General features: G+C 66.3%; 13 protein-coding genes and 1 tRNA gene. 5 read left to right on the top strand and 9 right to left on the bottom strand.

Going from position 1 to position 13,076, the window contains the following annotated elements; translation table 11 throughout:
- Window positions 1–361 precede the first annotated feature (361 nt).
- Window positions 362–434: transfer RNA gene (locus DLM85_RS10550), tRNA-Lys, on the bottom strand.
- 247 nt (window positions 435–681) lie between these two features.
- Between DLM85_RS10550 and DLM85_RS10545 the strand changes: the two genes are divergently transcribed.
- Together DLM85_RS10545 and DLM85_RS10540 are read left to right on the top strand one after the other, a co-directional pair.
- Window positions 682–1,737: a quinone-dependent dihydroorotate dehydrogenase gene (locus DLM85_RS10545; protein WP_111478087.1), complete on the top strand. Its 1,056-nt coding sequence runs from the start codon at window positions 682–684 to the stop codon at window positions 1,735–1,737.
- 57 nt (window positions 1,738–1,794) lie between these two features.
- Window positions 1,795–1,914, top strand: a complete 120-nt coding sequence (locus DLM85_RS10540) for a 30S ribosomal protein THX (RefSeq protein WP_111478086.1) — start codon at window positions 1,795–1,797, stop codon at window positions 1,912–1,914.
- A gap of 98 nt (window positions 1,915–2,012) precedes the next feature.
- Here DLM85_RS10540 and DLM85_RS10535 read toward each other — a convergent pair whose 3' ends face one another.
- Together DLM85_RS10535 and DLM85_RS10530 are read right to left on the bottom strand one after the other, a co-directional pair.
- On the bottom strand, window positions 2,013–2,699 hold the full coding sequence (locus DLM85_RS10535; RefSeq protein ID WP_111478085.1) for a DUF2306 domain-containing protein: 687 nt from the start codon (window positions 2,697–2,699) through the stop codon (window positions 2,013–2,015).
- A gap of 174 nt (window positions 2,700–2,873) precedes the next feature.
- Complete coding sequence (locus DLM85_RS10530) at window positions 2,874–3,995, bottom strand: acyloxyacyl hydrolase (protein ID WP_111478084.1); 1,122 nt, start codon at window positions 3,993–3,995, stop codon at window positions 2,874–2,876.
- Window positions 3,996–4,232: 237 nt separating this feature from the next.
- Between DLM85_RS10530 and DLM85_RS10520 the strand changes: the two genes are divergently transcribed.
- The 3 genes from DLM85_RS10520 (at window position 4,233) to DLM85_RS10510 (ending at window position 6,667) form a co-directional block, all read left to right on the top strand.
- Window positions 4,233–4,997 (top strand): porin family protein, encoded by a 765-nt coding sequence (locus tag DLM85_RS10520; RefSeq protein WP_111478082.1) that lies wholly within the window; start codon window positions 4,233–4,235, stop codon window positions 4,995–4,997.
- 368 nt (window positions 4,998–5,365) lie between these two features.
- On the top strand, window positions 5,366–6,043 hold the full coding sequence (locus DLM85_RS10515; protein WP_111478081.1) for a porin family protein: 678 nt from the start codon (window positions 5,366–5,368) through the stop codon (window positions 6,041–6,043).
- A 48-nt stretch (window positions 6,044–6,091) separates the two neighbouring features.
- On the top strand, window positions 6,092–6,667 hold the full coding sequence (locus DLM85_RS10510; protein WP_111478080.1) for a porin family protein: 576 nt from the start codon (window positions 6,092–6,094) through the stop codon (window positions 6,665–6,667).
- An 83-nt stretch (window positions 6,668–6,750) separates the two neighbouring features.
- Here DLM85_RS10510 and DLM85_RS10505 read toward each other — a convergent pair whose 3' ends face one another.
- The 6 genes from DLM85_RS10505 to plsY form a co-directional block, all read right to left on the bottom strand.
- Window positions 6,751–8,121, bottom strand: a complete 1,371-nt coding sequence (locus tag DLM85_RS10505; protein ID WP_111478079.1) for a dipeptidase — start codon at window positions 8,119–8,121, stop codon at window positions 6,751–6,753.
- Between the two features lie 147 nt (window positions 8,122–8,268).
- The gene (locus tag DLM85_RS10500) at window positions 8,269–9,135 is read right to left on the bottom strand and encodes an energy transducer TonB (RefSeq protein WP_165822102.1); all 867 of its coding nucleotides are present in this window, start codon (window positions 9,133–9,135) and stop codon (window positions 8,269–8,271) included.
- A gap of 84 nt (window positions 9,136–9,219) precedes the next feature.
- Entirely contained in the window at window positions 9,220–11,100 is a 1,881-nt protein-coding gene (locus DLM85_RS10495) for a PAS domain-containing sensor histidine kinase (protein ID WP_111478077.1), read from the bottom strand.
- 185 nt (window positions 11,101–11,285) lie between these two features.
- Complete coding sequence (locus DLM85_RS10490) at window positions 11,286–11,735, bottom strand: BLUF domain-containing protein (RefSeq protein ID WP_111478076.1); 450 nt, start codon at window positions 11,733–11,735, stop codon at window positions 11,286–11,288.
- A gap of 93 nt (window positions 11,736–11,828) precedes the next feature.
- Complete coding sequence (locus DLM85_RS10485; protein WP_111478075.1) at window positions 11,829–12,371, bottom strand: hypothetical protein; 543 nt, start codon at window positions 12,369–12,371, stop codon at window positions 11,829–11,831.
- A 35-nt stretch (window positions 12,372–12,406) separates the two neighbouring features.
- Entirely contained in the window at window positions 12,407–13,048 is a 642-nt protein-coding gene (gene plsY, locus DLM85_RS10480; RefSeq protein WP_111478074.1) for a glycerol-3-phosphate 1-O-acyltransferase PlsY, read from the bottom strand.
- Window positions 13,049–13,076 lie beyond the last annotated feature (28 nt).

Below are 13,076 nucleotides of genomic sequence, written 5' to 3'. Positions count from 1 at the left end.
CGCGCGGACACGGTGGGGATGAAGTCGAGCAGGAGAGCGAACAGGTGGGTTGTGGGCAAGGCGTAGCGGCAACGAGCGGCGAGAACTGCCGCCATTACCGGGGCATAACTAGGGCGTACAGCAAGTGAATTATTGGCAATGTAGCGACAGTTGCCAGTATTTGCCGCTCACATCTATATGTAAGGCGGCTGAGCCGCGGCGCCGCCGGCCGCGGGCGGCACCTACTGCTCGTCGCGGGTGGGCCTGCCCCGGCCGCCATCGTTCCTGTTCCGCCGCTCGGGCTGCGCGGGCCCGGTGCGGCACCTGCCCCCCCCGGCCGCAACAAAAAACCCCACCTGCGCAGTGCAGGCGGGGTTTTCAGTGATTCCGCTGGGATTCGAACCCAGGACCCGTACATTAAAAGTGTACTGCTCTACCAGCTGAGCTACAGAATCAGGCTCCTTGCGGGAAAGCGCGGCTTTCATCGAAAGGGACGGCAAAAGTAACAGTCGAGACGGCATATTCAAACTCCGGGTTACTCATTGACAAGTACCGGGCGGCCTCGGAGCAGCTACCGCCTTTATTTACAGCGAAATAAATTCACACAAAAAATACCCGCGCAAACGCCCACGGGGCGCGGGCGGCTGCGGTACTCCCGGATTTAGTCAGGAGCTTTGCGGCCCGGACCAGCCACGGCCTGCCATGTACCAAGCCCTCCTTCGCCCACTGCTGTTTCAGCTCAGCGCCGAGCAAGCCCACCGCTTCACGTTCGGCGCTCTGGCCGCCGCCGGCCGGCTGCCGGGCCTGCCGGCGCTGCTGCGGCAGCAGTTCAGCTACCGGCATCCGGCGCTGGAGCGGGAGGTGTTCGGACTGCGCTTCCGCAACCCCATCGGCCTGGCCGCCGGCTTCGACAAGGACGCGCGACTGGTGGACGAGCTGGCCGCGCTGGGCTTCGGGCACATCGAAATCGGGACGGTGACGCCGCGGGCGCAGCCGGGCAACCCCGCCCCGCGCCTGTTTCGCCTGCCCGCCGACCGGGCGCTGATCAACCGCATGGGCTTCAACAATGCCGGGGCGGCGGCGGCGGCCGAGCAGCTGCGGCGGCGCACGGCCGACGTGGTCATCGGCGGCAACATCGGCAAGAACAAGGACACGCCCAACGACCAAGCGGCCCAGGACTACGTGGCGTGCGTGCAGGCCCTGCACGAATTCGTCGACTACTTCGTGGTGAACGTGTCGTCGCCGAACACGCCGGGGCTGCGGCAGCTGCAGGAGCGGGAGCCGCTGCTACAGCTGCTGCGCGCGGTGCAGCGCGCAAACCACGCCCGGCGCACCGCCCGCCCGCTGCTGCTCAAGATTGCGCCCGACCTCACGAACGAGCAGCTCGACGACATTATCGGCATCGTGCGGGAGGCAGGCCTGAGCGGCGTGGTGGCCACCAACACCACCGTTGCCCGCGACGGCCTGCGCACGCCCGCCGGCGCGGTGGAGCAGCTGGGCGCGGGCGGCCTGAGCGGGGCGCCGCTGCGGGCGCGGGCCACAGAGGTTATCCGCTACCTGCACCAGCAGTCGGGCGGCAGCTTCCCCATTATCGGGGTCGGGGGCATCTTCACGCCCGATGACGTGCAGGAAAAGCTGGCGGCCGGGGCGGCGCTGGTGCAGCTCTACACGGGCTTTATCTACGAAGGGCCCGGCGTGGTGCAGCGCATATGCCGCCAACTAGTGGCCGCGGGCTGCGTACAGGAGTCCGGACGCTGAACGCAACGTTGTTGTGGCCCTTGGCGTCCGCATTCAGTCACTATAACACCGTGCATCATGGGTAAGGGAGATAAGAAAACGCGCCTCGGCAAGCTCACCAAGGGAACCTTCGGCAAAAGCCGCCCCCACAACATAGCCAAGAAAACCGTCGCCCCGCCGGCGGCTCCGCAGCCCTAACCACCGGGCAATTCTTGCAACAGCGTCGCCGCCCCGATTCCGGGGCGGCGACGCTGTTTTAGGTCAGTTAAGCCCAATGGCCGGCCTCCGGGGCGCGCTCAGGCCAGCTCGGGCTGAATGCGCGGGACCCCGCCCGCAGGACGACCTTGGGCGAACTGCCGGCGGTAGCGGCGCACCCAGTACAGCATCAGCGGCACCCCGACGATGGTGGGCCAGAGGAAGCGCGCGGCCACCGGCAGGAAGGTGAACGAGGTGGCCGAAAAGGCCGACACGGCGGCGACGTACGAGAGAATGAAGCCGCGCATGTGGTCGAAAAACCAGCGGGTGGCGTCTACTGCGGCGGGGCGGCGCAGCTTCTGCAGCTCGGCCACGGCCAGGCGGGTGCCGCCCAGCCCGAACACGCCCGCCACGAGGTTGCGGGTGACGACGGCGTAAGCAATGGTGCCTGCAAACACCAGCAGCGCCGCCCCCGCACCCAGCCAGTCGTACGCGGCCGGCGGCTGACCGCGGCCGAGGCGCTTCTGGTACAGGGCCCGGTAGCCGAGCAGAGAGAGGTAGAGCGAGAAAATGCCCGTCAGCAGCAGGAAGGTGAGGCCCTTGAGCGTGGCGGCCACCAGGGCCGTGACGCCGGCCGTGAGCATGGCCCAGAAAAACACCCGGCCCCAGCGGCGGTGCGCCGGCCCGCCCTTGCGCGTGGCCAGGGCCACGGGCGCCACGAAGAAGCCCAGCATGCCGCTGCCGATGTGCAGCCAGCGGTTGAGTTCGAGAAAGGATTCGGTAGTCATGGCGGCGCGGGCAGGGAGGTGAACGGCCGAAAGATGCGCCGGCGCCCCGGCCCCGGCAAAGGGCACTTCCCCAAGCGTCGGCGCGGGCCGACGAAGCGCCGGATAAGCCCGCCGCAGCGCAGCGCCCGCGGCGGGGTCGTTCGGGCCGGTGCGGGCCGCGCCGCCGGGCCCTCGCTACAGCTTCACGCCCACTTTCCACTCCAGCACGTCGGCCGCGCCGCGGTGCACCTTCAGGTCGATGGCGCCGAAGACGTGCTCGGTGAAGTGGTATTTCAGGCCCACACGCTCGTAGTAGAACTTGTTGGACTTGTAGGGATTGTAGAGGTAGAAGCCCAGATGCGTGTCGAAGGCAAGGCGGCCGAACAGCAGCTCGTGGCCGATAAACACGCCGGCTTTCTTCACGTCGGGCAGCCGGTCGCCGGCGCGGGCCGTGTCGCGCTGCTCGGCCAGCAGGCTGCGGTCGTAAAAGCCCTCCGCGCCCACCAGCAGGTTGCTCTTGCGGTTGACGCGCCGCCCCACTGCCACCGTCACCGAATTCACCCAGTAGGTTTTGGGGTCCGACTCGTTGCGCTGCTTCAGGCCGGCGCTGGCGCTCAGGTTCCAGAAGTTGCGCCCGAGGTCGGCGGGCTGGTCGGCCGCCGGGTCGAGGGGCGCGGGCGTGAAGTGGCGTTGCTGGTGGTAGTTCAGGCCCAGCAGCAGCGTCGGGATGTTGATGCCCAGGTTGGGCTTGGCGGTGGCGCCGTTGGAGTAGTGGTTCAGGGCCACGCCCAGCAGCAGGCCCAGCCGGGGCGTGAGGGCCACGTCGTATTCCAGCCGGGCCTGAATGGTGGCGTTCAGACGCGAGCTGACGAAGGTGTTCTTGTGGTTGGCCTGCTGATCGAAGGGAAACGGGAAGTAGCCCACGCCGGTGCCCAGGCGGAAGCTCAGGTCCTGCCGCTGGGTGCGCCAGAACGCCTTGCTCAGATACACCGAGGCGGCGAAGGAGTGGCGCAGCACGGGGCTGTGGTAGTCGTAGTATACCAGGGCGAGGCCGGCCTTGGGGTAGCGGTACCAGGCGTGCCAGGGCGCGCGGCCCGTCAGCTGCCGCTGCAGGTTCAGCTCCAGGCCGGTGGGGTGGGCCGTGACGAGGTGCTTGACGCGCGGCGAGTGCGCGATGATGAAGCCGCCCTGCGCGTAGAGCCCCAGCACCAGCGGCTCGGGAGTGGCGGCGGGCGGCGGGCCATCCTGCGCCCGTAGTCCGGCAGCGGCCCCCAGCCCCAGGGCCAACGCAAGAAACAAACGGGTGCTGAGCAACATAGATGAAAGAAGGCAGACGGCGGCAAAAGTACGTAGCCGGGCTGCAAGGGCCGCATTTTGCCCGGCTGCCCCCCGGTTTTTTACACCGCGTCACGATTGATTAACAGCGCCGACGCAACACCGCCCCCCTTGGTGGCCGTATCAGGCACAGAATTGCGCGGCCCACCCATTCCCCGAACTGTGTAGAGCACTGGTCGCCGCGCCCCATCCCCACCCCACATTATTCCGAACTTTCTCATGAAAAAGGCAGCCCTTTTTACCCTTGCCTCGCTGGCCACCGCCTCCCTCGCCCATGCCCAGGACCCGGGCGGCTTCCGCATCGGCGTGAAGCTCGGCGGCACCTACTCCAACCTCTCCGGTGACAACGTGCAGAACATCACCGGCGCCAACTACAGCTCCAAGCTGGGCGACTACAAGCTGGGCTACAACGCCGGCCTGGCCTTCCAGCTGCCCCTGAGCGACGACGGCTTTTTCGCCATTGCCCCGGAAGTGCTTTACAACCGCAAGGGCTACGAGATTGAAACGCAGTCGAAGGACAATGCGGCCCTGACCGCCTTTCCGGGCGCGACCAAGGTCGAGCAGGAGCAGCAGCGCGTACTCCACTACATCGACGTGCCGGTGCTGGCCCGCATCAACGCCGGCGGGCTGTTTTTCGAAGCTGGCCCGCAGGTGTCGTACCTGTTCGGCTCCAAGACCAAGTCGCAGACCACGATTAAGTACGCCGACGGCTCCAAAAACAAAACCGACGACCCCAACCAGGGCTTCCTCGACTACACTGGCCTCTCGCAGAAAGACGCCGACAAATCGGACCTGGCGCAGTTCGACATCGGCGCGGTGGCCGGCGTGGGCTACCAGGCAGAGGGCGGGCTGAGCATCGGCCTGCGCTACGCCCGCGGCTTCAACTCGCTGATTGACACCAAGGACACCGACAACGAGCCCAAGGCCTTCAACAACGCCTTCACCCTGCAGCTGGGCTACCTGCTGCCGCTCGGCAACCGCTAATTCCGCCCCACCTACCGCCTATTGCCAGGGCCGCTTCCGTTTCGGAGGCGGCCCTTTTTTGGTGGTGCGGCGGGCGCTGCGCCATACGCGCGGCCCGTGTCGCAGCGACTTGGAATGGCCTGCCGCAACTCGGCAAAAGGCGAAAAGCGCCGGCGTCTGCTGCCACGACGCCCCGGAAAACGCCCGCTCCCCGGCGGCCAACCGCCACCGAGCTACCTGATTCCGAACCAGTAAGAGCGGGCAACGCCGGCCGCAGCCGGGCGTTGTATTTTCCGAAGGTCAACATCTGCCCGAATTCCGCGTTGTAGGAGCGTCGACGGCTATTTCGGGCCGGCGGATTGTTCACTTTTTTGCTTTTTTCCACGGCTATGAAAAACGCTTTTCTCGCCGCCGCCCTTCTCACGGGCGCTGCCCTGGCCACTGCTCCGGCGGCGCACGCCCAGGGAGTCCGCGTCGGCTTCAAGGCCGGCGCCAACTACTCCAACATTGCCGGCGACGTCGCCGACGAGGACCGGTTTGAAAACAAGTTCGGCTTTCACGGCGGGCTGCTGCTCAACGCCGATTTGACCGGCGACGGGTTTTTCTCCATTCAGCCCGAGCTGCTGTACTCGCAGAAAGGCTTCAAGAACAGCGACTTCGAGTTCAACTTCGGCTCGTCCAAGTACAAGCGCACCGGCAGCGTGAACTACAACTACCTGGACCTGCCCATTCTGGCCAAAATAAACGCCGACGGCTTGTTTTTCGAGCTGGGGCCGCAGTTTAGCTACCTGCTCAACATTAAAGACAAGACGAAAGTCGAATCCAGCATTCCGGGTATTCCCAGCTACGACGTGACGGCCGCCCAGAAATTGGACGACGTCAACCGCTTCGAGCTGGGCTACGCCGCGGGCCTGGGCTACCAGGCCGACAGCGGCCCGATGATCGGGTTGCGCTACAACGGCGCCTTCACCGACTTTGCCAAGGACGCCTACCAGAACGGCAGCTTCAAAAATGCCCGCAACTCGGCCTTTCAGCTGTACGTGGGCTACCTGCTAGGCGGCAAGTAAGCCGCGCGGTGGCGCTTCGGCGCAGTCTTTTCTCCTTTATTCCGACGCATGAAAAAGTTTCTGTTGGCGCTGCCATTGCTCGGCGCAATGGCGCACGGCGCCGCGGCCCAGGACGTTAAGTTCGGCCTCAAAATCGGCCCCACGCTCTCCAATTACTACGGCGAGGACAAGGGCAACTCCAAGCTTCTGCTGGGCATCAATGGCGGCGTGACGGCCAATATTGCCTTCAGCGACATGTTTTCGGTGCAGCCCGAGGTGCTCTACTCCACCAAGGGCCACACCTACACCGTCAGCAACGGCGGGCACGACCGGGTCAGCTACATCGACGTGCCGCTGCTGCTGCGCCTCGACGCCGACGGGCCGTTCTTCGAGCTGGGCCCGCAGGTGGGCTTCCTGACGCGCGCCGTGTCGAAGCCCGACGGCGCCCCGGCCTTCGACCTGAGCTACCAGAAAGTAGACGTGGGGGCGGTGCTGGGCCTCGGCTACCAGGCCGACAACGGCCTGAGCCTGGGGCTGCGCTACAACCCCAGCTTCGTCAAGCTGCTGCCCGAAGCCAGCCCGGCTAACCGCATCTACAACTCGGCCTTTCAGCTGCAGCTGGGCTACCGCTTCAACGACCTGTAAGCCCGGCCCGCCCGCAAACGCAACGCCCGGCCTCTCCACTGCGGAAAGGCCGGGCGTTGCGTTTTCTGCCGACGCGGTCGGGCTTAGGCCGGCTGCTGCATCAGCTTGGCGTAGTGCTGGTAGAACAGCGGAATCGTCTCGATGCCCTTCATGAAGTTGAACACCCCGTAGTGCTCGTTGGGCGAGTGAATGGCGTCGGAATCGAGCCCGAAGCCAAGCAGCACCGAGTCGACGCCCAGCTCCGACTTGAACATGGCCACGATGGGAATGGAGCCGCCGCCGCGCGTGGGAATGGGCTTCTTGCCGAAGGTGTCTTCCAGGGCCTGGGCGGCGGCTTTGTAGGCCACCGAGTCGGTGGGCGTTACCACCGGCTCGCCGCCGTGGTGGGGCTTCACCACCACCGTCACACCCTCGGGGGCAATGCTGGTGAAGTGCTGCTGGAACAGCTGGCTGATTTCCTCCGAGGTCTGGTGGGGCACCAGGCGCATCGAGATTTTGGCGTAGGCCTTGGAGGCAATAACCGTTTTGGCGCCCTCGCCGGTGTAGCCGCCCCAGATGCCGTTCACGTCGAGCGTGGGGCGGATGCTGGTGCGCTCAATGGTGGTGTAGCCCTGCTCGCCGTAGGTGGCGGGCAGGCCGATGCTCTGCTTGTACTCTTCCTCGCTGTAGGGAGCTTTGTTCAGCTCGGTGCGCTCCTCCGGGGTCAGCACGTCCACGTTGTCGTAGAAGCCGGGGATGGTGATGTGGCCGTTCTCGTCGTGCAGCGAGGCAATCATCTTGCACAGCGCGTTGATGGGGTTGTGCACGGCGCCGCCGTAGAGGCCGGAGTGCAGGTCGCGGTTGGGGCCGGTCACCTCCACCTCGTGGTAGCTCAGCCCGCGCAGGCCCACCTCGATGCTGGGCGTGTCGTTGGCGATGATGCCGGTGTCGGAGAGCAGCACTACGTCGGCGCGCAGCTTCTCGCGGTTGGCGTTGACGAAGATGCCCAGGTTGTTGGAGCCCACTTCCTCTTCGCCCTCAATCATCACCTTCACGTTGCAGGGCAGGCCGCCGTTCTGGTTGAGCACCTCGAAAGCCTTCACGTGCATGTACACCTGGCCTTTGTCGTCGCAGGCGCCGCGGGCGTAGATCTTGCCGTCCTTGATGACCGGGTCGAAGGGCCCGCTGGTCCACAGCTCGTAGGGGTCGGCGGGCTGCACGTCGTAGTGGCCGTACACGAGCACGGTGGGCAGCGCGGGGTCGATGAGCTTCTCGCCGTAGACGATGGGGTTGCCGGCCGTCGGGCAGAGCTCCACGTTGTCGAGGCCCACTTCTTCGAGGCGCATCTTCAGGTACTCGGCCGCTTTGAGCACGTCGCCGTGAAACTTGGGGTCGGCGGAAACCGACGGGATGCGCAGCCACTCCAGCAGCTCGCTCAGGAAACGGTCCTGGTTTTCGGTCAGGAAAGAAGTCATCGGGATTGGGAAAATGTGGTCGGGTTGACGGAGCGTAAAGGTAGCAGACGGGCCGGGATGCACCGAACGCCCAGCCGCACCACCCAAAGCGCCGGCCGCCGCGCCTGCAGCCGTTTCCCGAGAATGAAGCCGAAGGTAAAGCCGCTGCTAAAGCTGAGCCGGTGGGGGCGGAAAGTCAATGACCAAGGTGCAGCGCACGGCCACGAACCGGCCATCGGGCAGCCGCCCCGGCGAAAACGGCGGCAGCTGCTGCAGCACGCGGGTGGCTTCGTAGCCGAAGCCGCGGCCCGGCGACTCGAGAATTTGGACCCCGCACACGCTGCCGTCGGGGTGGACCACGTAGCTCAGGCGCACCGCGGCGGCCCCACCGCGGTCGAGGTACTGCAGCGGGTAGTGCAGCTCGTCGCGAATGGCGCGGCGCAGCACACTGTCGCCGCCCGGAAAGGTGGGCATCTGCGCGACGCGGTCGTACACCTGCTCCGTCCACGGACACGCTCTGCTGGTGGGCCGGTCGGTGCTGCGGGCCGCTTCGTATTGGTTTTGGGCCGCTTGCTGCCGGCCGATTTGCTGCCCGGCGGTGTGGCCACGGTGCAGCGCGGGCTTGAGCAGCAGGGCCAGAGCCAGCACCCAGCTCAGGCCGAGGCCGAGGCTGGCGCTGGGCCGCCGGGTGCGCCACAGCAGCACGCACAGGCCCAGCAGGGGTAGCCCCAGCCCGCCGTACAACCGTAGCACCTGCCCGGCGCCGGTTTCGCTGACGACAAAGGAGGCGAGGTACAGCACAGCGGCGTGTACCGGCAGGCTCAGCGCCCCGGTCGATAGCAGGCGCTGCGGCAGCACCACGGGCTCCGCGGGGCCCGCCGGCGCACCATCGGGCGGCGCCGTTTCGGGCTTTACTAGCAGCACCAGCAGCGCCCCGGCACTCAGCGCAACGCCCAGGGCCAGCAGCATTTTGCCGAAGAAGCGCAGCACGTCGGCCGGCGAGGGCCAGATGTCACCGAGAGCGTAGGCGCCCAACGGGCGCAAAGCCAGCAGCAAGCCGATGGCAATTGCTGGCCCGAATCGTTTTACCTGCCGCATAGTCGAACTGCGCTACCTGGCTCAGGCGGGGTCTTCGGCGGCCTCGTTTTTCCAATAGATGGTAAACGTGGTGCCCTCCCCTACCGTGCTGGCCACGTCGAGGCGCCCGCCGCGGCTGCTCACGATGCGCTGCACCAGGTACAGCCCCACGCCCGAGCCACCGATGTGCGGGTGCTGGCGGGTAAAGGGCTGAAACACGGCGGCCGGCTCATCGGGCAGCACCATGCCCAGGCCGTTGTCGCGCACCTGCAGCCCGGGGTGCCCCTCTTGGGTACGGAAGCTGCGCACCTGCACGTGCGGGGTGCGGTCGGGGTGGGCAAACTTCAGGGCGTTGCTGATCAGGTTATGGAGCACCGAGCGGAGGTTGGCGCGGCCGTAGGTGAGCAGCGGGGCTTCGTCGGTGTCCAGCTCGATTTCGGCCCCGCTCTGCTGCACCTGCACGCGCAGGCCCAGCAGCACTTCTTCGGCCACGTGGCGCACGTCCAGCTCTTCGGGCGGGGCGGAGAGGCCGCGCTGGTCGCGCACGGTGGCGGCCAGCTCCTGCAGGGTGAGGTCCAGCTGGGTCAGCGCCTCGTCCACCATCACCAGCATCTGGCTTTTCTCGGGGTCGTGGAAGGAAGCGGTGCGGCGCAGCTCGTCGAAGAGGCCGCGCAGGTTGAGCACGGGCTGCTTCAGGTCGTGCGAGGCGGTGTAGACGAACGTGTCCAGGTCGCGGTTGGCCTGGGCCAGCTCGTCGTACTGGGTCTGCAGCACCTGGCGCAGACGGTGCTGGTCGTCCACGTCGGTGCAGGCCCCGAACCAGCGCAGCGCCTGCCCGTCGGTGAGCTGCCGGGCCCGGATGATGTGCCAGCGGTAGCGGCCGTCGTGGCGGCGCATGCGAAACACGCCCTCGTAGTCCTCGCCGGTGGCCACGCTGTGCACCCACAGGCGGGCGGCACCGGCCTGCTCGTCGGGGTGCAGCAGGTTGATCCAGCCGGTGGGGCCCAGCTCAGTGGTGGTCAGACCGGAATAGTCGCCGGTGTACTGGTTGTAATACTCCACGAAGCCTTCGGCCGAGGCCGTCCAGATGAGCTCGGGGATGCTGTCGGCGAGGAAACGGAGTTCGGCCTCGCCGCGGCGCAGGGCTTCGGACAGCTCGCGCTGGTCGTGTATTTCGGTGAGGGCGCCGTGCCAGTGCGTGGGCTGGGTGGCGGCGGTGTGCAGCTCGGGCAGGGCGCGGCTGAGCATCCAGCGGTACTGCCCGTCGTGGCGGCGCAGGCGGTATTCGTAGCTCCAGCCGGTGCCCGAGTTGCGGGCCGCTTCCGACTGGTAGAGCACGCGCAGCCGGTCGTCGGGGTGAATGAGCAGCGGCCCGATGGCGTTCAGGTCGGAGGTGCGCGGCTGCCCGGTGAAGAAGTACCACTGCGGGCTCACGTACTCGTAGCGGCCCGCCGCGTCGATGGTGAAGGTGATTTGCGGAGCCGTTTCGGACAGCACCCGCAGGCGCGCGTCGAGGCGGCGCGTCTCAATGGCCAGCTCGTGGGTGCGCTGCCGGGCCTGCTCCTGCACCGTCACGTCGACCACGAAGAGCAGCAGCCCGCTGACCGCGCCGTCGGCGGCGCAGATGGGCTCCAGGGTGATGTCGTAGTAGACGCCTTCGTCGCGGGCGGCGGGGTCGTTGCAGAGCGGGCAGGCCTTGGCCACGTGGCCCTGCCCGGTGCGGTACACTTGCTGCATCACGCCGAGCAAGTCGGCCGGCCAGGGGCCGGGTACTTCGGCCACCGCGCGGCCCAGCAGCTCGCCGGCGTCGAGCAGTCGGCGGAAGGCCTCGTTAACGAAGCTGTAGCGCAGTTCGGGCCCCTCCAAGGTGGCGACGCCGGCCGGCAAACGCCGCAGAATGTCCTGAAGGTGCTGTTCCTGCATAGGCAATAGGAGAAGCCGCGCCGCGAAGGCTGGTATAATCGGCGTCCAAGTTAATCAGCTTTCGGCGCAAACTGATGGTATGATAAAACCAGAAATATACCCAAATCGGAATGTTACCGTGGTATTAATCGGCGCTCGGCTTCCGATTTACAGGTTCGAAAACCGTGTTTACAGACAGTTCCCGCTCACCGCTGCGCCTGCGGCGCGGGCGTAGCGGCATCGGGCCCGAAGACGGCCAGGCGCACCAGCTCCACCAGCGTGGCATCGGCAATACTGAGCGTTTCGGGGGGCGGCGGCACGCGGTGGGGCAGCAAGAAGCCCTGCAGGGTTTCGAAGCCGGCCGACTTGATGGGGTGAAAGGCCATGTGCCAGTCGGCGAAGCTGCGGTGGCTGATGGGCCGGTCGATGAGCTTCTGCACGTGGGAGTGGCGGCCGTCCTGGGCAATTTTATCGAACAGCATGTCGGCCACGGCATCTTCACCCTCAAACAGCTGCGCGATGTTGCCGTGGCTGTAGAAAAGGATGCCGGTGATACCGTTGCGGGCGTTGTCGCGGCGGCACTGGGCCAGCAGCTCCTGCAGATCCTGGTCGGAAAGCGGCCGCACGGCCCGACTCAGGTACACGATGTGCTTCATAGGTGTCTCGGGGGAGGTAGCTCGACTGTTAGGTACGGCAAAGCACGGGACAGATGTTGCGCCCTGGTTGGCGGGCGGTCGGGTGGCCGGGCATCACTCCGACAGCGGTTCCCAGTCAGCTTTGGTGAAAAAGACGTTGCCGAAACGGGGCGACTGGGAAACCAGATAAAAGCCCCCGGGCCGGCGGTAAACGGTGGGATTGGTGGTCAGAATGTGGTGGCTGGGGTGCTCCATCTGCACCACCAGTCGCGCGGAGCTGTACGGCTTGACGGTGGCGATACGGCCGGCATAGGTCCGAATAGTGGAATCTTGCGCGGTGACATAGAAGGTCAGCTGGTCACCGCGGCTGATGTCGAACCGAAACGTGTTGTACTGCCAGTCGGCTTGCCGGCCGGGGAATTTGCTTCGGTCGATGACGTAGGAGCCGTAGTAGTCGGCTTTGGTCAGCAATGGTTTCTCGGTGAAGGGCCGTAGGAGCTGGCCCGCCACGAATAGCAGCACGCCGAGCCCAATCAAGCCCACCCACACCCCCGCCAACACCTTCAGGTACACCAGCCGCCGCGTGAGCACAGCCAGCAGCACTAGCCCGAGGGTGGTGGGCACCAGCACCAGGCCCAAGAACAGCGTGGCAAACATCCGGCGGCGTTCGGCTGATAATTCCTGCAGCCGGACTACTTGGCCCAGGGCAGCGGCACCCGGCTTTCGGTGCCGGCCCGCAGCCGCCCGATGTTGGCGCGGTGGGTGTAAATCAGCAGGGCGGCCAGGATGAAGCCGACGCCAATCAGAAACGGCTGCGGCGGGGCAAACCAGGGCGTGAGCTGCAATAGGGCGAAGGCCACGCCGGCCGTCATGCTGCTCAAGGACACGTAGCGCGTGGTGAGCAATACCACCAGAAACACCAGCAGGCACACGCCCACGGTGGCCGGGGCCACGCCCAGCATCATGCCCAGGATGGTGGCCACGCCCTTGCCCCCGCGAAACTGCGCGAAGACCGGGTAGATGTGCCCCACCACGGCCAGCACCCCGCAGGCCAGGCGGTAAAACACCTCGTGCTCGGCCGGAATGGCGCCCACCTGCACCAGCCACATGGGCAGGAAGTAGGCGGCCACGAAGCCCTTCAGGGCATCGACCAGCAGCACGAAGGAGCCGGGCTTTTTGCCGAGCACCCGGAAGGTATTGGTGGCGCCCGCGTTGCCGGAGCCGTGCTCCCGCACGTCGATGCCGAAAAAGCGGCGGCCTACCCAGAGGGCGGTGGGAATGGAGCCGAGCAGGTAAGCCAGCCCGAGGGCCAGGGCGAGGTAAGCGTAGGTCATAAGCGGGAACATCGGGGCAGCCAAAGAT

Origin of the sequence: Hymenobacter edaphi, from assembly GCF_003258365.1 — a bacterium.
GTDB classification, from domain to species: domain Bacteria; phylum Bacteroidota; class Bacteroidia; order Cytophagales; family Hymenobacteraceae; genus Solirubrum; species Solirubrum edaphi.
This window is presented reverse-complemented; position numbering and strand designations above follow the sequence as displayed.